The 24,315-nt window shown below is 46.9% G+C and carries 26 protein-coding genes; 20 read left to right on the forward strand and 6 right to left on the reverse strand.

Features of this window, described 5'->3' with window-relative positions; genetic code table 11:
• Positions 1–155: 155 nt before the first annotated feature.
• On the forward strand, positions 156–1,337 hold the full coding sequence (locus F905_RS03965) for an MFS transporter (protein WP_228127886.1): 1,182 nt from the start codon (positions 156–158) through the stop codon (positions 1,335–1,337).
• A gap of 43 nt (positions 1,338–1,380) precedes the next feature.
• Here the strand turns inward: F905_RS03965 and F905_RS03970 are convergent, their stop codons facing one another.
• The gene (locus F905_RS03970) at positions 1,381–1,833 is read right to left on the reverse strand and encodes a DUF441 domain-containing protein (protein WP_034597660.1); all 453 of its coding nucleotides are present in this window, start codon (positions 1,831–1,833) and stop codon (positions 1,381–1,383) included.
• 151 nt (positions 1,834–1,984) lie between these two features.
• On the opposite strand from F905_RS03970, the gene F905_RS03975 reads away from it, so the two are divergent.
• Entirely contained in the window at positions 1,985–2,695 is a 711-nt protein-coding gene (locus tag F905_RS03975) for a pseudouridine synthase (protein ID WP_005177444.1), read from the forward strand.
• 21 nt (positions 2,696–2,716) lie between these two features.
• Here F905_RS03975 and F905_RS03980 read toward each other — a convergent pair whose 3' ends face one another.
• The 3 genes from F905_RS03980 to F905_RS03990 all read right to left on the reverse strand — a co-directional run bounded on the left by F905_RS03980 (position 2,717) and on the right by F905_RS03990 (position 4,603).
• Positions 2,717–3,160, reverse strand: a complete 444-nt coding sequence (locus tag F905_RS03980; protein WP_005177446.1) for a GNAT family N-acetyltransferase — start codon at positions 3,158–3,160, stop codon at positions 2,717–2,719.
• A 92-nt stretch (positions 3,161–3,252) separates the two neighbouring features.
• Positions 3,253–3,588: a type II toxin-antitoxin system RelB/DinJ family antitoxin gene (locus F905_RS03985; protein ID WP_005177448.1), complete on the reverse strand. Its 336-nt coding sequence runs from the start codon at positions 3,586–3,588 to the stop codon at positions 3,253–3,255.
• Between the two features lie 112 nt (positions 3,589–3,700).
• Positions 3,701–4,603, reverse strand: a complete 903-nt coding sequence (locus tag F905_RS03990; protein ID WP_005177450.1) for an RluA family pseudouridine synthase — start codon at positions 4,601–4,603, stop codon at positions 3,701–3,703.
• Positions 4,604–4,731: 128 nt separating this feature from the next.
• Between F905_RS03990 and tsaE the strand changes: the two genes are divergently transcribed.
• The 4 genes from tsaE (at position 4,732) to hfq (ending at position 8,745) form a co-directional block, all read left to right on the forward strand.
• Positions 4,732–5,211, forward strand: coding sequence for a tRNA (adenosine(37)-N6)-threonylcarbamoyltransferase complex ATPase subunit type 1 TsaE (gene tsaE, locus F905_RS03995; protein ID WP_005177453.1), 480 nt, complete (start codon positions 4,732–4,734; stop codon positions 5,209–5,211).
• Positions 5,201–7,183, forward strand: a complete 1,983-nt coding sequence (gene mutL, locus F905_RS04000; protein WP_005177457.1) for a DNA mismatch repair endonuclease MutL — start codon at positions 5,201–5,203, stop codon at positions 7,181–7,183. Before tsaE ends, mutL begins: the two co-directional genes overlap by 11 nt.
• 6 nt (positions 7,184–7,189) lie before the next feature.
• Positions 7,190–8,134, forward strand: coding sequence for a tRNA (adenosine(37)-N6)-dimethylallyltransferase MiaA (miaA, locus tag F905_RS04005; protein ID WP_005177459.1), 945 nt, complete (start codon positions 7,190–7,192; stop codon positions 8,132–8,134).
• 92 nt (positions 8,135–8,226) lie between these two features.
• Entirely contained in the window at positions 8,227–8,745 is a 519-nt protein-coding gene (gene hfq / locus F905_RS04010; RefSeq protein WP_005177462.1) for an RNA chaperone Hfq, read from the forward strand.
• 132 nt (positions 8,746–8,877) lie between these two features.
• Here the strand turns inward: hfq and F905_RS04015 are convergent, their stop codons facing one another.
• Both F905_RS04015 and F905_RS04020 read right to left on the reverse strand, forming a co-directional pair.
• Positions 8,878–10,176 (reverse strand): peptidylprolyl isomerase, encoded by a 1,299-nt coding sequence (locus F905_RS04015; RefSeq protein WP_005177464.1) that lies wholly within the window; start codon positions 10,174–10,176, stop codon positions 8,878–8,880.
• Positions 10,176–12,656 (reverse strand): LPS-assembly protein LptD, encoded by a 2,481-nt coding sequence (locus F905_RS04020; RefSeq protein ID WP_005177467.1) that lies wholly within the window; start codon positions 12,654–12,656, stop codon positions 10,176–10,178. The genes F905_RS04015 and F905_RS04020 overlap by 1 nt, the downstream gene beginning before the upstream one ends.
• A 120-nt stretch (positions 12,657–12,776) precedes the next feature.
• Here F905_RS04020 and F905_RS04025 point away from each other — a divergent pair, with 120 nt between their 5' ends.
• From F905_RS04025 to F905_RS04090, 14 genes are all read left to right on the forward strand, one after another.
• Positions 12,777–13,790: an aminoglycoside phosphotransferase family protein gene (locus tag F905_RS04025; protein WP_005177470.1), complete on the forward strand. Its 1,014-nt coding sequence runs from the start codon at positions 12,777–12,779 to the stop codon at positions 13,788–13,790.
• Positions 13,790–14,479, forward strand: a complete 690-nt coding sequence (gene murU / locus F905_RS04030) for an N-acetylmuramate alpha-1-phosphate uridylyltransferase MurU (protein WP_005177471.1) — start codon at positions 13,790–13,792, stop codon at positions 14,477–14,479. The genes F905_RS04025 and murU overlap by 1 nt, the downstream gene beginning before the upstream one ends.
• 86 nt (positions 14,480–14,565) lie before the next feature.
• Positions 14,566–15,198 carry a 16S rRNA (guanine(527)-N(7))-methyltransferase RsmG gene (gene rsmG / locus F905_RS04035; RefSeq protein WP_005177474.1) on the forward strand — a complete coding sequence of 211 codons (633 nt, stop codon included), beginning with the start codon at positions 14,566–14,568 and terminating at the stop codon, positions 15,196–15,198.
• Positions 15,199–15,222: 24 nt separating this feature from the next.
• Positions 15,223–16,005, forward strand: coding sequence for a ParA family protein (locus tag F905_RS04040; RefSeq protein WP_005177476.1), 783 nt, complete (start codon positions 15,223–15,225; stop codon positions 16,003–16,005).
• The gene (locus F905_RS04045; protein ID WP_005177477.1) at positions 16,002–16,889 is read left to right on the forward strand and encodes a ParB/RepB/Spo0J family partition protein; all 888 of its coding nucleotides are present in this window, start codon (positions 16,002–16,004) and stop codon (positions 16,887–16,889) included. The genes F905_RS04040 and F905_RS04045 overlap by 4 nt, the downstream gene beginning before the upstream one ends.
• A gap of 31 nt (positions 16,890–16,920) precedes the next feature.
• Complete coding sequence (locus F905_RS04050) at positions 16,921–17,553, forward strand: MotA/TolQ/ExbB proton channel family protein (protein WP_005177480.1); 633 nt, start codon at positions 16,921–16,923, stop codon at positions 17,551–17,553.
• An 8-nt stretch (positions 17,554–17,561) separates the two neighbouring features.
• Complete coding sequence (locus F905_RS04055) at positions 17,562–17,984, forward strand: ExbD/TolR family protein (RefSeq protein WP_005177483.1); 423 nt, start codon at positions 17,562–17,564, stop codon at positions 17,982–17,984.
• Positions 17,984–19,708 carry a lipid A export permease/ATP-binding protein MsbA gene (msbA, locus tag F905_RS04060; RefSeq protein WP_005177485.1) on the forward strand — a complete coding sequence of 575 codons (1,725 nt, stop codon included), beginning with the start codon at positions 17,984–17,986 and terminating at the stop codon, positions 19,706–19,708. Before F905_RS04055 ends, msbA begins: the two co-directional genes overlap by 1 nt.
• A gap of 6 nt (positions 19,709–19,714) precedes the next feature.
• On the forward strand, positions 19,715–20,731 hold the full coding sequence (lpxK, locus tag F905_RS04065; protein WP_005177488.1) for a tetraacyldisaccharide 4'-kinase: 1,017 nt from the start codon (positions 19,715–19,717) through the stop codon (positions 20,729–20,731).
• Positions 20,728–21,492: a 3-deoxy-manno-octulosonate cytidylyltransferase gene (gene kdsB, locus F905_RS04070; protein WP_005177490.1), complete on the forward strand. Its 765-nt coding sequence runs from the start codon at positions 20,728–20,730 to the stop codon at positions 21,490–21,492. Before lpxK ends, kdsB begins: the two co-directional genes overlap by 4 nt.
• A gap of 8 nt (positions 21,493–21,500) precedes the next feature.
• Positions 21,501–22,484 (forward strand): DNA polymerase III, delta' subunit, encoded by a 984-nt coding sequence (locus tag F905_RS04075; RefSeq protein ID WP_005177500.1) that lies wholly within the window; start codon positions 21,501–21,503, stop codon positions 22,482–22,484.
• A gap of 11 nt (positions 22,485–22,495) precedes the next feature.
• Positions 22,496–22,837 (forward strand): PilZ domain-containing protein, encoded by a 342-nt coding sequence (locus tag F905_RS04080; RefSeq protein WP_005177501.1) that lies wholly within the window; start codon positions 22,496–22,498, stop codon positions 22,835–22,837.
• Between the two features lie 29 nt (positions 22,838–22,866).
• Positions 22,867–23,640, forward strand: a complete 774-nt coding sequence (locus F905_RS04085) for a TatD family hydrolase (RefSeq protein WP_005177502.1) — start codon at positions 22,867–22,869, stop codon at positions 23,638–23,640.
• A gap of 59 nt (positions 23,641–23,699) precedes the next feature.
• Positions 23,700–24,314, forward strand: a complete 615-nt coding sequence (locus F905_RS04090; protein WP_005177503.1) for a TetR/AcrR family transcriptional regulator — start codon at positions 23,700–23,702, stop codon at positions 24,312–24,314.
• The last annotated feature ends 1 nt before the right edge of the window (position 24,315 follow it).

The following is a 24,315-nucleotide window of genomic DNA, read 5'->3' on the forward strand; positions in this document are numbered from 1 at the left end:
AATTTTTGAGTAAATAATGATGAGGATTCAGGTCGTTGAATCATCTGCCAGCTACGCCATTTATTCAGGAAAAACATAAGCTGAGATGTTTTTTTAATAAATGGCAGTTACTGAACTTGATAAGCTCAAGTCACAAGATTGAAGTGAGTAAGGGTATGTCCAAAGTACAATGGTTCAGCAGGGATATTTGGATTATTTGTGCAGGTTTTGTCGCGGCGATGCATGTCGGTAAATTACCGCCAGCGGTGCCGGTATTACAGCAGGAACTGGGGATCGGGCTGGTACAAGCTGGTTTGTTGCTGTCGCTGGTGCAAGGGGCTGGTATGCTGTTTGCACTGACCTTGGGCAGTTATGTCGAAAAAATTGGACTGAAACGCTGTGTCTTGCTTGGACTGGGCTTACTAAGCGCAGCTAGTTTGGTCGGTGGGTTTAGCCAAAGCGTCAGCAGTTTGCTGCTGCTGCGGGTAGTGGAAGGATTTGGCTTTTTACTGGTGACCTTAAGTGGTCCGGCCTATATTCGCCAGCTGGTGCCGGCAGAAGAAATTTCCGCCAAAATGGGCTTGTGGAGTGCCTATATGGGCGGCGGCATGGGGATTTCCTTATTACTGACGCCGTGGCTAATCACCATGATGGGCTGGCAAGGGGTATGGCTGACGCTAACACTACTGACCTTAAGCCTGTTTGCGCTGGTCGCCACCCGAGTGCCGAAACCGCAACAATCAACCCAGAAAATTGAAGTGTTTCAGCTGATCAAAACCACGCTCAAACATCCACCAGCGTGGATGCTGGCATTGATGTTCGGCACCTATGCCGGACAATGGTTTAGTCTGGTGGGTTTCTTGCCAACCATCTATCAGCAAAACGAGATTTCCTTGACGCTGGCAGGTGCATTAACTGCGTCGGTGGCGATTGCCAATGCAGTCGGGACCTTTGCCTGCGGCATCATGTTGCAGCGCGGTTTGTTGCCTAAAACTTTAGTCCAAACGGGTTTTATCATCTTGATGCTGTGTGCCTTAAGTTTCTATATCTTTCAGGCCCAGTTACCATTTTTACTGCAGTTTGCCTGCGTGTTTAGCTTTTCGTTATTTGGTGGTCTGGTCGCCGCGGTGGTCTTTGCTCAAGCCTTGCGTTTTGCGCCCAGTCCGGTGGCCATTAGTGCGACCATTGGCATGATTTTACAGTGCTCAGCGACATCGCAGTTTCTGTTGCCACCAGCAATTGCTGCGATTGTTTCTGCCACCGGAGACTGGTTCTGGGTCGGTATTGTGATGGCTGCGTTCTCGGCAATGGGCTGGCTATTATGCCAAAAGCTGTTTCAGGCCGATGTACGTGCCTAATCGTGTATCCGTATCTCTTTAAAGCCGTGTCTGTATGAAGCGGCTATTTAGAACCAATCAATAACGATAAAATGCCGGCGGCAATTAATGGTCCGACCGGCACACCGCGCAGCAAGGCCACACCGGCAACCGTACCAATCAGCAGGCCAGCGACAATATTCGGTTGATGGCTCATCAGCTGTACCCCACGTGCACCGAGCCAGGCCACAAACAGGCCTATGCCAATCGCGAGTATGGATTTCCAGTGCATAAATGATTTCAGGATTTCATCACCGGGGATTTTACCGCTGGCAATGGGCGTTAGTACGCCAATGGTCAAAATGATAATGCCAATATTTAAACCATGCTGTTGCAAGAGCGGAAAATATACTTCCAGTGGTGTGATGCGAAACACGATTAACACCGCGGCGGCAATGGTGACGGCAGTATTGTGACTAAAAATACCGCAGGCCAATAAAATAAGCAGAACAATCAGGTTTAAATCGAGGTGTGACATACAGGCTGAACACGGTGGCATGGGAGAAAAAGAGGCCATTATTGTAGCCTTTTTCAGCGGGGCCTGCTGATAGATTCCAACTCCAGCGCGGTTTCAGTATAAAATACGCCATCTTCCATATTGATACAGCTTTCACTCCACAGGTAATTCGATGACTTTAGAAAAAATGTTGCAATCGCAAGGCTTTGGTTCACGCAAACACTGCCAGCAGCTGATTCAAAATGGTGCGATTGCCATTGAGGGTGAAGTCATCACCCAACCCAAACAGAAACTGCAGTTGCAGGGTTTAAAATTTTCGGTCTATGGGCAGGACTATACCTATCGGGAGAAGGTCTATATCGCGTTAAACAAACCGCAAGGTTATGAGTGTTCACATCAGGCCACCCATCATTTTAGTGTGTTTGATCTGTTTGACGATATTTTGCTGAATCGTGGCCTGCAATGTGTGGGACGTTTAGATCAGGACACCACCGGTTTGTTATTGCTAACTGATGATGGCCAGTTTTTACAGGCGCTGACCCATCCGAAAAAGCATGTGGCCAAAGTCTATCGCATGTACACCGCAGATCCGGTCACAGATGCGCAAATCCAGCAACTGGCAGATGGAGTCGAACTGCGCAATGAAAGCGGCATTTTTGCTGCCACCGATATTTGCCGTCTGGCCGAGCACGAGCTGGAAATGACCATTCATCAGGGTGTCTATCATCAGGTAAAGCGGATGCTGGCAGCAGTTGGCAATAAGGTGGAAAAGCTGCATCGTCAGCAAATTGGCGCTTTAAACCTGCCAGAACTCGAGTTGGGGCAGTGGATCTATTTAGATGACGCCCAGGTACAGCAGGCGCGTACCCGGATGCAGGATTAAACCGGCTTTTAATAGATTGGGCTATTTTAAGAAACAGTGGTAGGTCTGAAACTCATTGTCTTTAATAAAGCCCATCTGTTCATACAGTTGATGCGATTGATAGTTGTTGTTCTGGGTTTGCAGACTAATCCGTAGTGCATTGTTATGACGGGCAAAATGAATCGCGGTATCAATCAGCTGTTTGGCCGAGCCTTGACGACGATAGACCGGCGTCACATAGACATCATCCAGAATATAATAGGTGGTACAGGCCACCGAAGAAAAGCCTAAATACAGCAGGATAAAACCGGTAATCACCTCATCTTTCACATGAATAAAAATCACGCTTTCATGATTTTCAAAACGCTGTTGTAAAAACTGGTGTGAAAGCTTCAGGTTAGAAGATGCACCATAAAATTGACGATATTCATCAAATAATACGGCCAGCTGCTCGAGATCTGCTACGGTTGCGCGTCTGACAATCATCCATGACTCCCTGCATATCTTATTGTTGTCTATGCAGCATAACCAAGTTTTTAGCAGATTAAATTAAAATATTGTTTATAAATACAACACTGTTAACTTTTGTCAGTTTCACCCAGCAGGGCATTTAATTCGGCAAACAGGTCCAGATCTTCATCGTCCAGCGGGGAGGTGTCGGTGCTGACGGGTGCAGGTGTTGGTGTGGCCTGAGTATTTTGCTGTTCCTGCTTGAGCTTTCTTAACTTGATCAGTTGCTCCAGATTAATGTTCTGGTTTTCGATAGAAAAAGGAATAGATTTGGTCAGAACGACCTGTTTAAAGAACAGACGAACCGCTTGTGCCGGTGTAATCCCCAACTGTTTAAACACGGCAAAAGCCTGTTTCTTTTCCTGAGAATCCAGGCGAATTTGATAAACTTCAGTTTTTCTCATGATTTTAATTAATTTAAGTGCACTTAACTGTGTAGACACATTTTAATCTAACCATTTGTAATTTCAATATTCATACACAGGAAAAATTGAAATAAATGTAATGACAATTAGATTACAGTGTCAGGTCAAATTGCGAGCTAAACGCCAGTGCTGCTTTGCTGATCGGGTCCTGAAAGCAAATGTCTTTGGCCAAAAGCTGTAAAGGCGCAGAAAAATCATCTTCCGCTTTATGCTGCACCTGCGGATAAAACGGATCATTTAAAATAGCAATTCCAAGCTGGTTTAAATGCACCCGCAATTGATGCTGCTTACCGGTGACAGGTTTAAGCAAATACTTTGCCAAATGACCGTTATGCGCTAACAGCTCAATATCGGTTTCGCTGTTGGGTATTCCTTCCACCACCTGCATGGTATAAAACGGTTGACCTTTTTCCATGCGGTAACGGGTGGTGCAAGGAAAACTTAAATCGGCACGAAAAGGTGCAATCGCATGATAGGTCTTGCGGACCTGACGTTCGGCAAACATTTGCTGATAAAGACCACGACTGGCCGGCTGTTTGGAAAATAGCACCACGCCGGCAGTTTCCCGGTCTAAACGGTGAATCGGGGTCAGCTGTTCATTGCCAGTTTGCTGTTTCAAACGCACCAGTAAGGTTTGCTGCACATATTGTCCGGTTGGGCTCATGGTCAGAAAATGCGGTTTATCTACCACCAGCAAATCTTCATTTTCAAATAAAATCTGATGCTGAAACGGCACCGTTACTTCATGGGCCAAAAAACGATAGTAAAAACAGTGCGTATGCGCCTGAAAAGGACTGTCGATGTGTAGACGCTGACCGTGCGCATCATAGACCAGCCCATCCTGAAAGCGCGACTGCCATTCAGCAGCGGAAATATGCGGAAACTGCTGGCACAGGTAGGCATACACTGTACGTGCCGATGATAGCTGCAAATAAACTTTGCTGGCGCTAACGCCATTAATCATCGGGGGAATAAAATCGGCAGTGGAGCTCATGAACGGGTGCACATCTCAAATTAGGTAACAAATGCTGTGAAAAAATACAGATTCTGACGCAGTCGAATAGGCTTTTAAACGGCTGCGATGCTATCATAATTGCTGTTTTGAATCATGTCGCGAGTATTATGCAGTATTCATTTTGTCTGAACCTGAACAATGAACAAGAGACCCAAAATCTGGCTCAGGTTTTGGCGGCGCATTTCCCGCGCGGGGTGATTTATCTGATTGGGGATTTGGGCGCAGGGAAAACCACGCTGACCCGTTATCTGTTACAAAGCTTAGGTCATCAGGGATCGGTAAAAAGTCCCACCTATACCCTGGTGGAGCCGTATCAGGTCAATGGTCAGGATATTTTCCACTTCGACCTGTATCGTCTGAATGACCCGTATGAACTGGAACTGATGGGCATCCGTGATTATCTGGATACAGCAAACGCCTTATTTTTATTTGAATGGCCATCAAAAGGTGGGGATGAAATTCCAGCACCGGACCTGATTATTAATATTCTAAAGTCTGAAGATGAATTGAGCCGCACCGCAACCCTCAGCTCGTCTTCTGCCGCTTTACAACACGCTCTGGAGCAGAATTTTACCCATGTCGGCTGATTTAAGTACACGTCGTATCCGCGCGCTTGATCCGGCACTGGCCAACCAGATTGCCGCCGGTGAAGTTATTGAGCGTCCGGCTTCTGTGGTCAAAGAATTATTAGAAAATGCGATTGACGCCGGTGCGACCGAACTGATTATCCGGGTGGAACAGGGCGGCAGTACCCTGATTGAAATTATTGACAATGGGCGCGGCATTCACCCTGAAGATCTACCCTTGGCAGTCATGCGTCATGCCACCAGTAAAATTCAAACTGCCGATGACTTGCATGCCATTGTCAGCCTCGGTTTTCGCGGTGAAGCGCTGGCGTCCATTGCCGCAGTATCGCGTTTAAGCCTGATCAGCAGCCAGACAGATGAAGGGGTGGGCTATCAGGTTGAAGTGAATGGCACGGCTTTTGATCATCAGGAGATTGTGCCGGTGGCTGCGTCGAAAGGAACCCATATTCGGGTGCAGGATCTGTTTTTTAATGTGCCGGCACGCCGTAAATTTTTAAAAAAGCCGGGTACCGAATTTGGCCATATTGAAGAAATTGTGCGCCGTCTGGCACTGACGCATTTTGATATCCGTTTTGTGCTGGAACATAATAACAGCATCAAGCTGAACCTGCCGGTTGCTGACAGCGGCGAGCTGCGTTTTCAGCGTGTACAGCAATTGCTGGGACGACAGTTTACCGAAAATGCTTACTGGATTGATGCCGATAGTATCAGCATGCGTCTGTCGGGCTGGTTGGGCCATCCTTCCGACGCGCGGGCACAGGCCGATTTACAATATGTCTATGTAAATGGCCGGATTGTCAAAGACAAGACCATCTCGCATGCGCTGCGCATGGCCTATGATGGTATTTTGCATGGTCATCAGCATGCGGCGTATTTGCTGTTTCTGGAAGTTGAACCTGAAAATATTGATGTCAATGTGCATCCAACCAAGCATGAAATCCGCTTTTTAAACCAGCGTGAAGTGCATGAGTTTGTGCGTCATTATGGCAAAGAAACCCTGGCACAGTTCCAAACCGCCAGTGCCGACTTGGCCACGGCCATGAAAACTGAAACCCCGGAGCCGGTGTTTGCGGTGCAGCCACGTTATCAGGAACAGTTCCAGCTGCATAAAGCAGCCGAAGCCATCGTGCCAGGATCTAATCAGGCGGCACCAGAATTACTGACAGATTTTAGCGATGCCCGCCCGCAAAGTGTGGATTATGCACTACCACAAGGCCAGAAAATGGCCAGTGGCCAGAATACCGGTTATAGCAATGCCTATACCGGTTCACAGCAGCTGAACAATGCGCTGAAAAGCTATCTGGCACCGTTACGTGAGCTGGATGAATCTGCATTATCCAGCCCACAGTCGGCCGCAGGTGATACGCAGCCAGCTCCGGTAGATGAACATCCACTCGGGATTGCCATTGCCCAGTTACACGGAATTTATATTCTGGCGCAAAATACCGAAGGCTTGATTATTGTCGATATGCACGCGGCGCATGAGCGGATTTTATTACAGCAAATGAAATCGGCCTGGGATAAGCCGGAATTCTGGACCTCGCAGCAGCTGCTAATTCCTAAAGTGATTAGCATTAGCCGGATGCAGGCGATGCGGATTGAAGAGCTGAAACCGCAGCTGGCGCGTTTAGGACTGGATCTGGATCAATATGGTGATGAACAGGTGATTGTGCGTGGGGTGCCGGCGATTTTACATAAGGCCAATTTTGACGCCCTGATTCCTGAACTACTGAATGATCTGGACCCGGCTGATGAAGCGCAAGCACTGCTACAAAAACGTGACCAGATTCTGGCCGGCATGGCCTGTCATGGTGCCGTGCGTGCGCATCGTATGCTGAGCCTGTCTGAAATGAACGCCTTGCTGCGCCAGATGGAACAAACCGAATTTGCCAGCCAATGTAATCATGGCCGCCCGACCTGGCGTGCCTTTCCATTGGCTCAATTAGATAAACTTTTTGCTCGAGGAGAGTAGTGGTACATGTCAAATCAATTGCCGGTCATCAATTTAATGGGACCTACTGCAAGCGGTAAAACTGCTTTGGCGTGTGAACTCTATGAACTGGGGCATTTTGAGCTGATTTCAGTCGATTCCGCTTTGGTGTATCAGGATATGGACATTGGCACCGCCAAACCAAGCAAAGCCGAGCAGGCGCGTTATCCGCATCATCTGATTGATATTATTACCCCTTTAGAGGTGTATTCTGCTGCGCAGTTTGTAGAAGATGCCTGTGCTTTAATTGATGATATGCATGCGCGTGGCAAAACCCCGATTCTGGTGGGCGGAACTATGCTGTATTTCAAGGCCTTGCTGGAAGGGTTGTCCAGTAATTTGCCAAGTGCAGATTATGCGGTGCGCGCTGAAATTGAAGATAAGGCTGCACGTGAAGGCTGGGAAGCGGTGTATGCCGAATTGTGCACGGTAGATGCTTTAGCCGGACAGAAATTTAAAGTCAGCGATAAGCAACGGATTATCCGGGCCTTGGAAGTGTTCAAGTTAACCGGTCAACCTATTACCAAACTACAAGCAGAACAGCCCAAAAATGTACCATATCGTTACACTTTTCATAATCACGCCTTGCTGCCAGATCGGGTAGAATTACATCAACGTATAGAAAAACGATTAGAAATAATGTGGTCAATGGGTTTTTTGAATGAAGTAGAAAGGCTTATTGAAAAATACGATTTAGATGAGAATTTACCCTCTATGCGCTCTGTTGGATATCGACAAGCTTTAGAGTTTCTAAAGAAAAGTGATAAAAGTCTCAATAAAAAGCAGGAAATGGAGGATAAGGCCCTATTTGCAACACGACAACTTGCAAAACGTCAATATACTTGGCTCAGATCGTTGCAGGAATCGCATAAAATTCAAACATATTTTACGATAAAGCAGGCTCAAGAAGACTTGCGAAACTGTTACGGATAAAGCAAAATTTATGAACTGTCTTTTTTATAAATTTTAATTGAAAAATAAAGATAGTTTTTGCGCTGATTTTTAATTATTTTTGGAGTTATAACATGTCTAAAGGTCAAACTTTACAAGATCCGTTCTTGAATTCTCTCCGTAAAGAACGTATTCCAGTTTCTATTTTCCTTGTAAACGGTATTAAATTACAGGGTCATATCGAATCTTTTGACCAGTATGTGGTGCTATTAAAAAATACAGTAAGCCAAATGGTTTACAAACACGCGATTTCTACAGTTGTACCTGCACGTAATCCACGTCCTGCTGGTGCACCTGCTGGTGCTCAAGGTGCTGGTGGCTTCGGTGGTCAAGGTGGTGGCTTCGGCGGCGGACAAGGTGGTGGCTTTGGTGGTCAAGGCGGCTTCGGTGGTCAAGGCGGCGGCTTCGGTGGTCAAGGTGGCTTCGGTGGTCAAGGCGGCTTCGGTGGTCAAGGCGGCTTCGGTGGTCAAGGCGGCGGCTTCGGCGGTCAAGGTGGCTTCGGTGGTCAAGGCGCTGGCTTCGGTGGTCAAGCTTCTGGTTTTGACAACGACTCTAAATTTGAAGATTCTCAAGAAGATGACAACAACCGTTAATCAATATTAATGGCTTAAGTCCTCTTATAAAAAAACCGCTGAATTCAGCGGTTTTTTTATTGCTATTGATGGCGAGGTGAAAAGCCAGAATTAAAAAACCAGTGCAGGCACTGGTTTTTCATTTTTTAAGACCTAGTTATTTTTACGGTCCAGGTTTGGATCTTTAATATCGACAAAGGCATTGCTGCGAATTTCACGTAACCAGCTGTCCAGTTCGGTATCAAACTGACGTTCACCTAGAATCTGGCGTGCCATACGTTCCTGGAATTCGCGGGTCATGTCCTGCTGGCGGGTATCTGTCACCTGTAGAATATGCCAGCCAAACTGGGTTTGAAATGGCTGGCTGATTTCACCTACCGGGGTGCTTTTCATTTGCTGTTCAAATTCAGGCACCATCACTCCAGGGCTAACCCAGCCCAGGCTACCGCCATCACGGGCAGAACCGGTATCGGTTGAGAAAGTACCGGCCAACACTGCAAAATCTTCACCGGCTTTGAGGCGGTTATACAAACTGTCAATCATGTGCTTGGCATTTTCTGGGCTCACCACTTCTGTTGGCTGAATCAGAATATGACGGGTTTGATATTGTGGGACCAGCGCGCGCTGTTCACCGGCTTTACGATCGACCAGTTTCAGCACATGAATACCATCATTGACTGCAATCAGCTCAGTGGTCTGACCGACGTCAAGTGCACTTACACGTGCAGCCAGTTCAGCCGGAATTTCAGAAAGGCTGCGGAAACCCATATCAGCCGATTCAACTTTGGTGGCAGCTGTGCTGAACTGCTTGTTAATGGCATTGAGGTCATTGCTGTTATTCAGTGCAGTTTTAACCTGTTCCGCGGTGGCCTGTGCATTTTCACCGGATACGCGCACATGCAACACATGCGCCTGACTGCCTAAAGCGGCCTGACCTTGCGGGGTTTTCAGGAAGTTATCGACATCCTGGTCGCTAATTTTAATTCGCGACATCACGACTTGCTGACGCAGACGGTTAATTGCCAAATCTTCAGCAATACGGTTGCGTAAAGAGGCATAGGTCCCCGGTGCAATACGGTCGACTTTCTGCTGGAAATCTTCCAGACTTTTGCTGCCATTTTGTTGGGCCACACGCATCACCGCTTCATTTAAGGCTTTTTCATCAGGCTTGATGTTATAGCGTTTGACCTGTTCCAGCTGTGCCTGACGCACGATCAGTTGTTCTAAGGCTTGTTGTTGTAGATATTGAGCCGGTGGCACGGTTTTGTTCTGTGCCTGTAATTGTTGCTGCATTTCAGCAGCGGTTTGCGCTAAATCACTTTGTAGGATGACACTGTTATCCACCACGGCCACGACCTGATCTACAGTTTGTGCAAAAGCAGGTGCAGCTGAAGAAATACATAAAGCTAAGGCAGTGGCTTTAAAAAATTGTTTTAACTGTGGTGTCTTCATTAACGTTGTGTCCAAGTTTGATTAGTTCTATTAAACCCTAAAATACGGTTTTCAAGTAAAGATGCAAGTTTATTGTTGAAACTGCCGAGGCCTTTCAGGTTTAATTCGGCCATGATGGCGCGTTTCGGCTTGACGTTGTGATCGGAGACATCATCCAGATCATTATAATAAGAGCGGCCGTAGACCGAGATGCCCCAGCAGCAGGATTCATAGTTCACACCGAGTAAATATTCACGGGCGACGCTATTGTCCAAATCGTATTGGGCATGACCCAGAATACGCCAGTTGTTGTAGACCGGTTGAATGAACGAGGCCACCACCTGATCATAATGATCCTGACGGTTTGGAATATGACGACGGTTAATATAGCCGACATTGTATAAATTGCCTTGTTCACCGGTATAGAACAGGTGCAGATCGCGCTGGGCATTGTCACCGTTTGACATCCAGGCGGCATTGGCACCAATATTCAGGTTTTCGGTTAACTGGCTGGCCAGACTCACTACCGGGCCGGTGCGGCTTTCGGTATCAAAGCTGTCTGCAGTATTTTCCAGGGTCACACGGCGATCTTCAAAGAAGAAGCTTTGACCCAGGCTGGCACGAATCCGTTCCAGGCCTACTTCATCAAACAGGCTGTAGCTTAAACCAAGCGACAGGAAGTTGTTGTCTTCCAGGCGGTCATGGCCGTAGAAACGGTATGGGCTAAACAGCTGGTCATAATTAATGGAAGCAGTGGCTGAATCAAAATTTGGATGGCCATCCTGCTTCTGATACGGCGCGTAGGCATAGAAGGCACGCGGGGTAATGGTTTGCAGGAAGCGGCCTTCTTTTTCAAAGGTCAGGCCGGCGTCCAGGGTAAACTGCGGTACTGTTACCGATTTATTTTCACTTGAGCTATTGGTCAGAGTACCGCTGTTATTGTCATAAAACGCGATGGTGTCTTTATCAAAGAAAGTATTGACGTTGCGAAGTGACACTTCTGGAATTACAAAAGACCACGGGTTGCGGTAATTATAACGTATTTTAAAATCGTTATAGATACGGGTACCGCTTGGCTCATACGTATTTAGATCATTGGTATGACCTTCAAGATGGTTGATATCTTTTTTGAAATAAGCAGTATCGTGATTGAATTCAAGCTGGAAGCCTTGTGGATTACCAGTTTTATAATTTAATAAGAACTGAGGTAAACGCGCATACGGACGGTCTTCATCTGGAATAGTCGGGTCCAGCGTGTGGAAATCTTCAACTTTTAGCTGCGTTCTTAAACCCGGAATACCATTGCGATAATTCAGTTCCCAAGCGCGGCGTAAGTTCAGGTCGGTTCTGGAGTTCGGGTTGTTGTTTAAGTCGGCAAAATAGTCTTTATCTGAAGCGTAATTATATTCCAGATTGGTATTGAACTGCTCGTTAATCTGCCACTTATGCAGGAAGTGAAAGTCCTTACGGTCTTCATCATTGTATTTATTGTCAGAGGCCAGGTAGCCGCCCCAGATCTGACCCTGACCAAAATTCTCGGTCAGATAGCGAAATTCACCTTCTAACATCGGGCCGCGGTCACCAATATAGCGTGGTGTCACGGTGGCATCATAGTTTGGAGCCAGGTTCAGGTAGACCGGTACCGCCAGTTCAACCCCACCATCATTGGTAAAGCCAAAGCTTGGGGTCAAAATACCGGTAGTACGACGGTCATCAATCGGAAAGTTAAAATATGGCACCGCCAGCACCGGTACATCTTTTACATACAGCTTGGTGCCACGGGTTTCACCGCGACCGGTTTCCTGATTTAGCTTGATTTCATCGGCCTGAATTTTCCAGGTCGGTGCCTGTTCAGGCGGGCAGGTGCTATAGGTGGCATTATTCAATACCAAGGTATTGGTTGAAGTGCGGGCAATCTTTTCCGCCATGCCATGTGCGTGCTGTTCTTCTGCAATATAGAAGCTGTTGTGTAAATCGCCTTGCTGGGTTTTCAGGTTGTAATTGATCTGGTCGCTTTGCGTCAGTAAACCGGCTTGCGCCATTTGTACCCGGCCTTCGGCACTGGCATAGGTCTGGGTCTGGTCAATGGTAATTTTATCGGCGCGAATCTGGCGGCCTTGCTGGTCAATTACCACATTGCCTTCTAAGACCGAATCCCCATTAGGATTATAGTGACCATAATCAGCGGTAACGGTCGAGGTGGCTTCTTCCGCAGCAACGGCCACGGTGTCCGGGCTAATTGGCGTAACCCAGGCGCCTTGACAATAGGCTGAACTCAGCTCTTGGCCAAAACGCTGCTGGGCTTCCGGCGCGGTTTTATCGACATAATACTGTTCAAAAAACGACTGGCCCGGATAAGCATCCTGAATGCTCTGTTTGAGTTGTTGATTGGTGATGGATGAAGCGGGCTCTGTGGTCTCTGCATGACTGCTCATCGCGTGTCCACATAACAGGGTCAAGATCGCAGTCGCTAAAGGATTAAATTTAAACTGATGCTTCATTTGTCTCATTAACCAAGAGTGCTTAATCGCAATTAATTATTGTCGCATCATAGAGAAAAAGCGCAGAAGTAGCTACACTTAGCACTTTAAAAACTCAGCCTGTATTAGAATTTATTGCAAATGAATACACAACGTGAACAATTGATACAAACATGGATTACATCTGTACTCGGTTCAGATCAATTTGAAACTCATTTTTTAGCAGGCGATGCAAGCTTCCGTCGTTATGCACGAATCAAATTGAATAATAAAACATTTATGCTGATGGATGCACCACCAGAAAAAGAAGATTGTGGTCCTTTTGTGACGATTGATGAATTTTTTGATGCGCATGGTGTACGCGTGCCGCATATCATCGCCAAAGATCTGCAGCAGGGCTTTTTGCTACTGGAAGATTTTGGTGATGTATTGCTCTCGACCCTGTTAAATGAACAGACTGTCGATGACTACTATGCACAAAGCTTTAAGCAGCTGATCCAATTGCAGTCCATTGCTGGCGAAGGCCATTTCCCGGACTATTCCTATGAAAAACTGATCAGTGAAATGGAGCTGCTCACCGACTGGATGTTGCCCTCATTACAGATTCAGCCAACCGCAGAAGAGAGCGCGTTAATCAAGCGTACCTTTGCTATTCTGGCCAATGCGGCTTTGGCCCAGCCACAAGTGATTGTACATCGTGATTTTCACAGCCGGAACCTGATGAAAATTGCAGGTGAAACCGAACTTGGGGTGATTGATTTTCAGGATGCGGTAATTGGCGCCGATACCTATGATCTGATTTCAATTACCCGTGATGCCTACGTGCAGTGGAATGCAGATCGTGTCTATCGCTGGTTTAAAACCTTTTATGATTTGCTGCCGGAAAGCGCCAAGCAGGAGCGTGATTTTGAGCAGTTCAAGAAAGACGCCGACCTGATGGCGATTCAGCGTCATATCAAGATTCTGGGTATTTTTGTGCGCCTGTTCGAGCGTGATGGCAAATCGGGTTACTTAAAAGATTTGCCGCGCGTGATGTGGTATCTACTGGAAGAATCGCAGCCTTATGCCGAATTGCAGCCTTTTATGCAGTTTATTCGTGAAAAAGTTATGCCGGCATTTGAAGCCAAATATGGTCGTTATGAGGTAGCTGCCTGATGAAAGCCATGATTCTTGCTGCCGGTTTAGGTAACCGGATGCGTCCTTTAACCTTGCATACGCCTAAACCCTTGCTGGAAGTGGGCGGTAAGCCGCTGATTGTTTGGCATATCGAAAAACTGCAGCGTATTGGCGTAACCGAAATTGTGATCAATACCGCCTGGCTGGGTGAAAAACTGGCCCAGGCTTTGGGCGATGGTAGCCAGTTTGGTGTCAATATTCTCTGGTCACATGAAGGCGAAGGTCTGGAAACCGCAGGCGGGATTATTAACGCGCTGCCGCTACTCGGTAATGAGCCCTTTATTCTGGTCAATGGCGATGTCTGGACCACCATGGATTTTGCGCCATTATTGTCGGTACAGCTAGAGAATCAGCTGGCGCATCTGGTGCTGGTAGAGAATCCGGCACAGCATCCGCAAGGCGATTTCACCTTATCGGAACAAAAAGCCTATACCTTTGATCAGGAAAAATCCGGTGAAAATCTGACCTATAGCGGTATTGCCGTGATTGATCCGCAGATGTTCCAGGGCCTGGAAGGTGGCAAGCGTCCACTGGCACCGTTATTGAAACAGGCCATGCAGGATGAAAAAATTGCCGCCAGCAAATTGCAGGGTGTCTGGGTAGATGTTGGCACTCCTGAGCGATTAAATGCACTGGATCAACAAATTCAGCAAGGTGTGTACGCTTAAGTGCATATTCACTAAGCACTCGCTGCTGTGACTTGGCAGATAAATCGGTATACTTTCAGCTAACTTTTTCGAGACGTTCATTGTTTATGCATACGTTTTTTCAGGAACTCAAGCAGGGTAGTCAGGCCTTGGGTTTAGAGCTCAGCGATGAGACTTTAAATTTATTACTCCAATATCAAGATGCTTTGGTGCTATGGAACAAAGCGTATAACTTGACCGCAATTCGTGATCCGAAAGAAATGCTGGTCAAGCATTTGCTCGACAGCCTGAGTATTCTCAACGATTTACCTGCCGGCCGTTTGCTGGACATTGGTACCGGTGGCGGTATGCCGGGCATGATCATTGCCTTATGTCAGCCGGAACGTCAGTGCGTGTTGCTGGACTCGAATGGCAAAAAAATCCGTTTCTTGAAGCAGTTTATTGCCGATCTGAAACTGCAAAACGTGGTGGCGGTCCAAACCCGGGTCGAAAATGAAGACAGTATCCGCGAATTAGGCCAGTTTGATGTCATCACCAGTCGTGCCTTTGCTTCACTGACCGATTTTGTGGCGGCATCGAAACCGTTTATGCATGGACAGAGTATTATTGCTTCCATGAAAGGTCTGATTCCGGCCGCTGAAGTTGAAGCATTGAAAGATGAGTTCAGCTGTGAAATTATCGAGCTAAAAGTTCCACGTCTGGACGAACAGCGTCATCTACTTTTATTAAAACATATTTAATTCATTCTAAGGATTGGGGTTACCATGGCACAAATTATTGCGATTGCGAACCAGAAAGGTGGTGTCGGTAAAACTACAACCGCAGTAAATTTGGCAGCATCGTTAGCTGTTTTGAAAAAGCGCGTTTTACTTGTGGACATGGATTCACAGGGAAATGCCACGATGGGTTCTGGTATCCAAAAAAATGACCTTTTATATTCTATTACCGATGTGTTGCTGGGCGAAGTGCCAATTGAAACGGCTATTACCAAATCGGAAGTGGGTTATAAGGTTTTAGGTGCAAACCGTGATTTGTCTGGTGTGGAACTGGCTATTGCCGAGCAGGAAGGGCGCGAGTTTATTCTGCGTGATGCACTGGGCGAAATTGAAAAAAGTTTTGACTACATTATTGTCGATTGTGCGCCAAGCTTAAGCTTAATTACCGTGAATGCGCTGGCTGCGGTACAGGGCGTGATGATTCCAATGCAATGTGAATACTATGCGCTGGAAGGTCTGGCCGATTTAACCCAGACCATCGACCGGATTCAGCAGGCCTTAAACCCAGAGCTGGAAATTATTGGCGTGCTGCGAACCATGTACGATGCGCGTAATGCATTAACCCGTGATGTGTCTGAAGAGCTGCAGCAGTATTTTGGCAAAAAACTGTATGACACCGTGATTCCACGTAATGTGCGTCTGGCCGAAGCACCGGCGCATGGTTTGCCTGTAATTTATTTTGAGAAAAGTTCAAAGGGTGCAGTTGCTTACCTGAATCTGGCAGCTGAAATGTTAAAGAAAAGCAAAGTGAAAAAAGGAAGTAAAGCATGACCATAAAAAAACGCGGACTCGCCAAAGGTCGTGGTTTGGATGCCTTACTTGGGTCGATCCAGAAAGAAAAATTACAACTTGAAGCCCAGTCTTTGGATCATGGTCAGCTAAAACAGATTGATGTGCATTTATTAAAACGGGGTGAATATCAGCCACGCCGTTTTATCCATGAACAGGACTTACAGGAACTTGCCGCCTCGATTGAAAAACACGGGGTCATGCAACCGATTGTGATTCGTCCGATTGATGACGAACAGCATCCGTATGAAATTATTGCTGGTGAACGTCGCTGGCGTGCCGCACAGCTGGCGGGACTCACCGAAGTTCCGGCAATTGTCCGTGACCTGACCGATCAGGTGGCGATTGCACTGGCTTTAATTGAAAATATTCAGCGTCAGGATCTGAATCCGATTGATCAGGCCATGGCCTTGCAGCGCTTCCATGACGAGTTTGGTCTGAGCCATCAGGAAATTGCCGACACCGTCGGTAAGGCACGAACTACGGTCAGTAACCTGTTGCGTTTGTTGACTTTAACTGAAGAAGTTAAAGACCTGATGCAGCAAGGGCTGCTGGATATGGGCCATGCGCGCGCCATTTTGACCTTAAAAGCTAAAGATCAGCTGAAAGTGGCTGAACTGGTGATTGAAAAGAGTTTGTCGGTCCGTCAGACCGAACAGCTGGTGCGTGACTGGAGCGCACCAAAAACAGAAAAACCAAAAGCAGAACCGGCACCGGATATTCAGCAACTGACACAACGTCTGTCAGAGCGTTTCAGTGCTAATGTCAAAATTGATCATAACAAGCAGGGTAAGGGGAAGCTGGTGATCAGCTATCACTCCTTAGAAGAACTAGATGGTATTTTAAATATCTGCTTGGCTGATTAATTTTTATTGTAGATTTATTGGGGAAAATCGAATGTGGGAATTGGTAAAAGCAGGCGGCTGGCTGATGCTGCCGTTACTGCTGTGCTCTGTGTTTACGCTGGCCATCAGTATTGAGCGTTTTTTACGTCTTAAGCGTGCCGGTGTGGTGCCGAAAGCCTTGCAATTACAAACCGGACAGCCGGTGCAAGGCGTGTTACAGCAGTTGCAGCAATCGGAAAATTTACAGCACAGTACTTTGGGCCGAATCTTTATGGCTGGTGCGCAAAATAAACACCAGTCTGAACAGTTTGCGCGTGCGCAGATGGAAGCGACAGCCTCTCAGGAAATTGGCTATCTGGAAAAAAATATTAATTTCCTCGGGACTTTAAGTGCTGTGGCGCCGTTGCTGGGCTTATTGGGGACCGTTCTGGGGATTATTGAATCTTTCCTGATGATTGATATCAGTTCAAGCAATCCGACTTTAATGATTCCGGGGATTTCCAAAGCACTGATTACCACCGCAGCGGGTATGCTGATTGCAGTGCCGGCTTTATTTGCTTACCGTTATTTCCAGCGTCTGGTACAGGAATATGTGGCCGAGCTGGAACAGCAGGCGACATTGTTTCATGCTGCGCTGTTTCATCAAACCCAGATTGTTGATGAAGACATTAAAAAAGCAGGCTAAGGTGACTTATGAAATTCAAACGCTCGCAAGTGGAAGATATTCATATTAACCTGACACCAATGATTGACTGTTTGCTGTTTATTCTGGTGTTCCTGTTACTGTCCACCAGTTTTAACCAGTTTAGCCGGATGAACCTGACCTTGCCGGAAGCGCAAGGGGTGCCACCGAAAGCCTATGACCAGAAAGTCGAGGTGGTGGTCGATGCTTCCGGGCATTATTCGGTCAACGGGCAGGCGCTTTCCAGCAAGGAAGTTGCTGATTTAAATACAGCAATTAAACAAATTTCCAATGATCGACGTGATTTAATGTTTATCATTGCGGCAGACGCGAAAGCTTCTCATCAGGATGTGATTCGTGTCATGGATGTTGCGGGACAACTGGGTTTCGTCAACATTAACATCAGTACGAAAGTACCAACTCGAGGCTATTAGTGAATCCGGATTATAAAGTCTACCTGCGTCTACTCGGTTATTTAAAACCTTTCTGGGGAATCGCGATTCTGGTTGTGGTGGGTTTTGCCATCAATGCGGCGACTGAGGTATCAGTGGCCAAGTTGCTGGAAAAAATTATTACGGCAATTCAGGAAAAAGACTACACCTTCACCCACCTGTTTCCTTTTCTGGTGGTGTTGCTGATGTTTTTCCGTGGTGTCGGCCTGTTTCTGGGCGGCTACTATACCGCGGTCATTTCACGTAATCTGGTGTTTAATGTGCGCCAGGAAGTATTTGCCAAATTGCTGCGCTTACCGTCGCAGTATTATCTGGACAATACCAGTGGCCACATTACTGCCAAAATCATGTATAACGTGGAGCAGCTGACAGCGGCTTCCACCGAATCTTTGCGTACCTTGCTGCAACAGGGTTTAATTACCATCGCCTTGCTTGGTTACCTGTTTTATAGCAACTGGCGTTTGACCATCTGTATCCTGATTTTTGCCCCGCTGATTGGCCTGTTAATCCGGAAAGCCGCCAAGCGTATGCGTAAGCTGTCAATTCAGGTGCAGGATACCATGGGTGATGTGAACCACGTGGTGCAGGAAACTGTAAACGGCAATCTGGTGGTGAAAGGTTTTGCCGGTCATCAATACGAGCAGGAACGCTTTAAACAGAACTCACTGGAAAACTTGCGCCGTGGCCTGAAAATGGTAGCTGTGCAGCAGCTAAACAGCCCGGTGGTACAGTTGATCATGTCGATTGCACTCTCCATCGTGATCTGGATTGCGCTGCGCCCGGAAATTTTACGTGACACCTCAGCTGGTGAATTTGTGGCCTATATTACTGCCGCTGGTATGCTGAGCAAGCCAATTAAAGCGCTAACCGATATCAACGAAAAACTGCAACGCGGTATGGCGGCGGCGCATTCAGTATTTGAACTGCTGGATATGCCGGAAGAAAAAAATACTGGTACCTTAACTCCAGCCTTAAAAGGCAATATTGAATTTGATCAGGCCAATCTGGTCTATGCCGATGGCCATCATGCCATTCATGACTTTAGCCTGAATGTTAAAGCCGGTGAAACCGTGGCACTGGTCGGACGTTCAGGGGCGGGCAAAAGCTCACTGGTTAATTTGCTGGTGCGTTTTCAGGAATTATCTTCAGGCCAGATCAAGCTGGATGGGCTGGATATTCATCAGATTGAACTGAATAGCCTGCGTACCCAAATTGCCATGGTCAATCAGCAGGTGGTGCTGTTTAACCGTACCGTGCGTGAAAATATTGCGTATGGTCAGCTGGAAGGTGCGTCGGATGAAGAGATCATCGCGGCGGCCAAAGCGGCGTATGCGCATGATTTTATTATGGCCTTACCACAAGGTTATGACACACCACTCGGTGCGCAGGGTTTAAACCTGTCCGGTGGTCAGCGTCAGCGTATCGCGATTGCCCGTGCCATTTTGAAAAATGCGCCGATCCTGATTTTGGATGAGGCGACCAGTGCATTAGACAATGAATCTGAATACTTTATTCAACGTGCTTTTGATGCAGCGATGCAGAATCGTACCACCATTGTCATTGCACACCGTTTATCTACAATTGAAAATGCCGACCGTATTGTGGTGATGGATCAGGGGCGTATTATTGAGCAGGGTACCCATCAGGAATTGTTAAACAAGCAGGGTGCTTATTATCAATTGCATCAGCGCAATTTCGAGGAATAATCAGCCATGTCATTTGCACAATTCATTCAGGACGCTTGGAATAAGCAAGCCAAATGGTTGGTTGTGCTACGGCCATTGGCGCTATTATATCGTGGTGGCAGTGTGCTGAATCAGAAGCTGTATGCTTCGGGGATGAAAGCAGCCTATACCGCACCAGTGCCGGTGATGGTGATTGGCAACATTACCGTAGGCGGTAGCGGTAAAACACCGCTGCTGATTCATCTGGTCAATTATCTGCATAGCCTGAATGTGCGTGTTGGGGTAATTAGCCGTGGTTATGGCGGCAAAGGGCCATTCCCGGCCTATGTTGATTTTGAATCGACGCCAGATATGGTCGGCGATGAACCCTGTCTGATTGTACAATCTACCGGTGCGCCAATGGCGGTCGGTGCCAATCGTCAGCAGAGTATTGAATTACTGCTGTCCAGACATGAACTGGACCTGATTATCAGTGATGATGGTTTGCAACATCTGGCGCTCAATCGCCAATTGGAATGGATTGTGCTGGACAATAACCGCGGTCTGGGCAATGAAAAAATTCTGCCTGAAGGTTATTTGCGAGAGCCGAAAAGCCGCCTGAATACGGCAACCGTGATTGAACATGCGGCACAGCCAAGTTCAGCGCTGAATATGCATCTGGAAGTGGCTGAGCCTTATTTACTTAATGCCATAGAGAGCAAGGTGTTTAATCCGCAAGAGGCTTTTTATGCTGTGGTCGGGATTGGTTTCCCGCAGCGCTTTTACCGCACTTTAGAGTCGATGGGCATCCAGCAATTCCAGTGCCACGAATTTCCAGATCATCATGATTATGAAATTGATGACTTGCAGTTTGAAGATCATCAACCGATTATTACCACCGAAAAAGATGCGGTGAAAATTTTGCCCTTGCTGAAACAGTATCCTGATTTTAACCGGGAAATCTGGGTGGTGCCGGTTGAAGCGGTATTGTCACCTGCTTGTTATCAGGTTTTGCATCAACAGTTAGCGCAGCTGGGTTTGACCCTGAATGAAGGACAGTTATGAAACACATCGTTATTCCTGCACGTTTTGCCAGTTCACGCTTACCGGGTAAGCCCTTACTTGAAATTCATGGCCGTCCCATGATTTTACGGGTGGTGGATCAGGCCAAAAAAGTTGAAGGTTTTGATGACTTATGTGTGGCGACAGATGATGTGCGTATTGCCGATGTCTGCCGCATTGAAGGGGTGGATGTGGTCTTGACTTCAGCAGATCATCCTTCCGGGACTGACCGTTTAAGTGAAGTAACGCGGATTAAAGGCTGGGCCAGTGATGACATTATTGTTAATGTACAAGGCGATGAACCTTTGTTGCCTGCGCAGCTGGTGAAACAGGTGGCGCAGCTCTTGGTTGATCAGCCAGGCTGTTCGATGTCGACACTGTGCGAACCAATTCATGCACTGGACGAGTTCCAGCGTGACAGCATTGTCAAAGTGGTGATGTCCAAGCACAATCAGGCTTTGTATTTTAGCCGTGCGACCATTCCTTATGATCGTGACGGGGCGAAAGATGCCGTGCCGCAATTGCATGATCAGGCTTATCGTCATTTGGGCCTGTATGCCTACCGGGTAAAACTGCTACAGGAATATGTGACCTGGGAGATGGGTCTGCTGGAGCGTCTGGAAAGTCTGGAGCAGCTGCGGGTGCTGGAAAATGATCATCGGATTGCGATTGCCGTGGCTGAAGCCAATTTACCACCGGGTGTCGATACCCAAGAAGATCTGGATCGCCTGAATGCGCTTGATCTTGCATATTTTGAATCGTAGAGCTGGCCATGCAGAATGAAGTGACTGCGCAGATTTATCCCTGGCAGCAAACGGTTTGGGATACATTAACAGGCAGATTTCCCCAGTTGGGCCATGGACTGCTGTTCTATGGCAAAAAAGGCTGTGGCAAAGAAGCTTTTGCGCAGCAGTTTCTGGCCTGGATTTTGTGCCAGCATCGTCATGAGCGCAATCTGCCGTGTGGTGAGTGCGGCAGTTGTCAATGGTTAAAATCAGATACGCATCCGAATTATGTTTATGTCACGATCGATGAAGAGAATAAAAAACAAAACGCGAAAATTAAGATCGAGAAGATCCGTGATTTATTACCATTTGTGCAACAAACCGTAGATGGCTGGCGGGTCATTGTGATTGAGCCGGCAGAAGCCTTGAATATTGCTTCTGCCAATGCCTTGCTAAAAACACTGGAAGAACCGGGCGAGCGGGTGGTGATTATCCTGCTGGCTGATCATTATTTGAAGTTGCCTGCAACCATTCGCAGCCGTTTACAGCATTTTGCCCTCGACCGGATTGCTCCGGAACTGGCCCATGATTTTTTAAGCCAACACTTGCCCGAAAGCAGCGAGCAGCAAAAACAGCTGCTGATGAACCTGTCCAATCAGATGCCACTGCAAGCTATTCAGGTGGCTGAACAGGACTGGTTCTTTAAGCGCGCTGACTTTGTGCAGGACTGGCAAAAATTGGTCAGTCAGAAAAATATGCCGATGGCAATTGCGACCAAGTGGAATAAAGAGCTGAGTTTTAGTGAATTTGGTCAGATGTTTGAATACTTGTTGTCAGATTTGATTTGTGTCAAGCTAAATCAACCAGTGAAAAACATCGACCTGACACTGAGTGCGCTGGCCGAGCAGTATTCGCTGGAAGCATTATTCGATATTTATAGTGATATACAACAATCAAAACAGATGACAGAGCAGAATGTTCAAAGCAATCTGATTCTTGATCAGCTGTGTATAAAATTGATGAATCTTTAAGGGGAAACAGTATGCAGCCACGTATGGGCGGAATTATCCAGGCCAATATTCCAGATCTAGAAACGCTTTATTTAAGTTATATGCCCTATGTAGTCGATGGGGGACTGTTTATTCCTTCCAAGCAACCGGTGCAGATGGGCGAAGAAATCTTTGTACTGGCCACTTTGCCGGAACAATCACAAAAAATTCCACTGACCGGTAAAGTAATCTGGATTTCACAAAAACAGAATGGGGTGAAATTACAGGGCTTTGGTATTCAGCTTAGTGGTGAAAAGGGTCTGTATTACAAAGCAGAAGCAGAAAGACTACTGGCAGGACTTAAGTCTTCAAATCGAAACAGTTACACTATGTAGTCTATTCTAAGCTGTTGTAGGAAACGCCTGTGTTTGTAGATACGCATTGTCATTTAACCATGCTCGATTTAACTCCGTATGATGGAAATCTGGATCTGGCATTGGCGCAGGCGCGAGAAGCCGGCGTATCTAAATTTATGAGTATTTCGGTCGATCTGGACGACCATATCGAACTGGCAAAAATTGCCGCACGCCATGCAGATGTCGGTTATACCGTGGGTGTGCATCCTTGTGAAGATGCGGCCACTATGGCGCGTGCCACCACTGACTATCTGGTCGAGCTGGCACAACCGGAAAAAGTCTGGGCGCTGGGGGAAACCGGGCTGGATTATTATCACAGTACCGATTTTATTGCCGAGCAGAAAGACTGTTTTGCCCGCCATATTCATGCCTCGCAAATCGTAAAAAAACCGGTGGTGGTACATACCCGTTCAGCCAAGCATGATACGGTTGATATTATCCGCGCGGAAAAATCAACCCATGGGATTTTGCACTGTTTTACTGAAGATTGGGAAACCGCCAAAGCGGTACTGGACTGCGGTTACTATGTCTCTTTCTCGGGTATTGTGTCTTTTAAAAATGCCCAGGATTTACGGGATGTGGCCAAGCAGGTGCCACTAGATCGTGTCCTGATTGAAACCGATTCACCGTATCTGGCACCAATGCCATATCGTGGTAAATCAAATGAACCAAAATATGTCCCATATGTAGCCAAAGCCCTGAGTGATGTATATGATAAATCACTGGAAGAGATGGCTTTCATAACCATGCAGAATTTTGAAAACCTCTTGAACCAAAAGTAAAAATCTAGGATTTTTAAAACTGACCGATAAGTGCATAAGAGAGAGTTCATAGGGTGAAGATGGATCGTCAGGCTCAATTTCGAGCAAGAGAAACCTTAATTTTTCAAGTGGCAGAGCAATTGCTATTAGAAAATGGTGAAGCAGGGATGACGCTTGATGCCTTGGCCGCAGAATTGGATCTGGCCAAAGGTACGCTTTATAAACATTTCCAGAGTAAAGACGAGCTGTACATGTTGCTGATTATTCGTAATGAGAACATGCTGCTTGAAATGATCAAGGATGCTGAGAAAAAGTTTCCTGAACATTTGGCCTTCTTTATGCTGCATCACCTGCATCATCCGGAGCGTACGGTACTGTTCCATCAAATTGAAGAGCGCCTGTCGACTACAGGTATGGGCATCAACCATCTGTTTAACGAGCTGTATCAGGTGCGTAAACAGCGCCTGCGTCTGATTATTCGCATGACCGAGCATTATTTGGAATCAATTCAGAGCAAAATGTCGGTGCGTGATTATCTGGCTTCTATCTGGTCCTTGACGCACGGTGCGGCGGCAATTTTAAACTCCAGTTTCTACCAGCGTTACCTGGGTTCACGCGATACCTTACGCGTGGCCTATATTGATCAAGCGCTGGCCTTGCCGAAACAAGTTCAACATCTCGAACAGATCACCTAAA

Source organism: Acinetobacter sp. CIP 53.82 (assembly GCF_000369465.1).
Taxonomy (GTDB): domain Bacteria; phylum Pseudomonadota; class Gammaproteobacteria; order Pseudomonadales; family Moraxellaceae; genus Acinetobacter; species Acinetobacter indicus.

Bases quoted from the DNA above. Each gene is read 5' to 3' on its own strand.
- F905_RS03965 (WP_228127886.1), top strand. From the start codon at position 156: ATGTCCAAAGTACAATGGTTCAGCAGGGATATTTGGATTATTTGTGCA.
- F905_RS03970 (WP_034597660.1), bottom strand. From the start codon at position 1,833: ATGTCACACCTCGATTTAAACCTGATTGTTCTGCTTATTTTATTGGCC.
- F905_RS03975 (WP_005177444.1), top strand. From the start codon at position 1,985: ATGACTTTAGAAAAAATGTTGCAATCGCAAGGCTTTGGTTCACGCAAA.
- F905_RS03980 (WP_005177446.1), bottom strand. From the start codon at position 3,160: ATGATTGTCAGACGCGCAACCGTAGCAGATCTCGAGCAGCTGGCCGTA.
- F905_RS03985 (WP_005177448.1), bottom strand. From the start codon at position 3,588: ATGAGAAAAACTGAAGTTTATCAAATTCGCCTGGATTCTCAGGAAAAG.
- F905_RS03990 (WP_005177450.1), bottom strand. From the start codon at position 4,603: ATGAGCTCCACTGCCGATTTTATTCCCCCGATGATTAATGGCGTTAGC.
- tsaE (WP_005177453.1), top strand. From the start codon at position 4,732: ATGCAGTATTCATTTTGTCTGAACCTGAACAATGAACAAGAGACCCAA.
- mutL (WP_005177457.1), top strand. From the start codon at position 5,201: ATGTCGGCTGATTTAAGTACACGTCGTATCCGCGCGCTTGATCCGGCA.
- miaA (WP_005177459.1), top strand. From the start codon at position 7,190: ATGTCAAATCAATTGCCGGTCATCAATTTAATGGGACCTACTGCAAGC.
- hfq (WP_005177462.1), top strand. From the start codon at position 8,227: ATGTCTAAAGGTCAAACTTTACAAGATCCGTTCTTGAATTCTCTCCGT.
- F905_RS04015 (WP_005177464.1), bottom strand. From the start codon at position 10,176: ATGAAGACACCACAGTTAAAACAATTTTTTAAAGCCACTGCCTTAGCT.
- F905_RS04020 (WP_005177467.1), bottom strand. From the start codon at position 12,656: ATGAAGCATCAGTTTAAATTTAATCCTTTAGCGACTGCGATCTTGACC.
- F905_RS04025 (WP_005177470.1), top strand. From the start codon at position 12,777: ATGAATACACAACGTGAACAATTGATACAAACATGGATTACATCTGTA.
- murU (WP_005177471.1), top strand. From the start codon at position 13,790: ATGAAAGCCATGATTCTTGCTGCCGGTTTAGGTAACCGGATGCGTCCT.
- rsmG (WP_005177474.1), top strand. From the start codon at position 14,566: ATGCATACGTTTTTTCAGGAACTCAAGCAGGGTAGTCAGGCCTTGGGT.
- F905_RS04040 (WP_005177476.1), top strand. From the start codon at position 15,223: ATGGCACAAATTATTGCGATTGCGAACCAGAAAGGTGGTGTCGGTAAA.
- F905_RS04045 (WP_005177477.1), top strand. From the start codon at position 16,002: ATGACCATAAAAAAACGCGGACTCGCCAAAGGTCGTGGTTTGGATGCC.
- F905_RS04050 (WP_005177480.1), top strand. From the start codon at position 16,921: ATGTGGGAATTGGTAAAAGCAGGCGGCTGGCTGATGCTGCCGTTACTG.
- F905_RS04055 (WP_005177483.1), top strand. From the start codon at position 17,562: ATGAAATTCAAACGCTCGCAAGTGGAAGATATTCATATTAACCTGACA.
- lpxK (WP_005177488.1), top strand. From the start codon at position 19,715: ATGTCATTTGCACAATTCATTCAGGACGCTTGGAATAAGCAAGCCAAA.
- kdsB (WP_005177490.1), top strand. From the start codon at position 20,728: ATGAAACACATCGTTATTCCTGCACGTTTTGCCAGTTCACGCTTACCG.
- F905_RS04075 (WP_005177500.1), top strand. From the start codon at position 21,501: ATGCAGAATGAAGTGACTGCGCAGATTTATCCCTGGCAGCAAACGGTT.
- F905_RS04080 (WP_005177501.1), top strand. From the start codon at position 22,496: ATGCAGCCACGTATGGGCGGAATTATCCAGGCCAATATTCCAGATCTA.
- F905_RS04090 (WP_005177503.1), top strand. From the start codon at position 23,700: ATGGATCGTCAGGCTCAATTTCGAGCAAGAGAAACCTTAATTTTTCAA.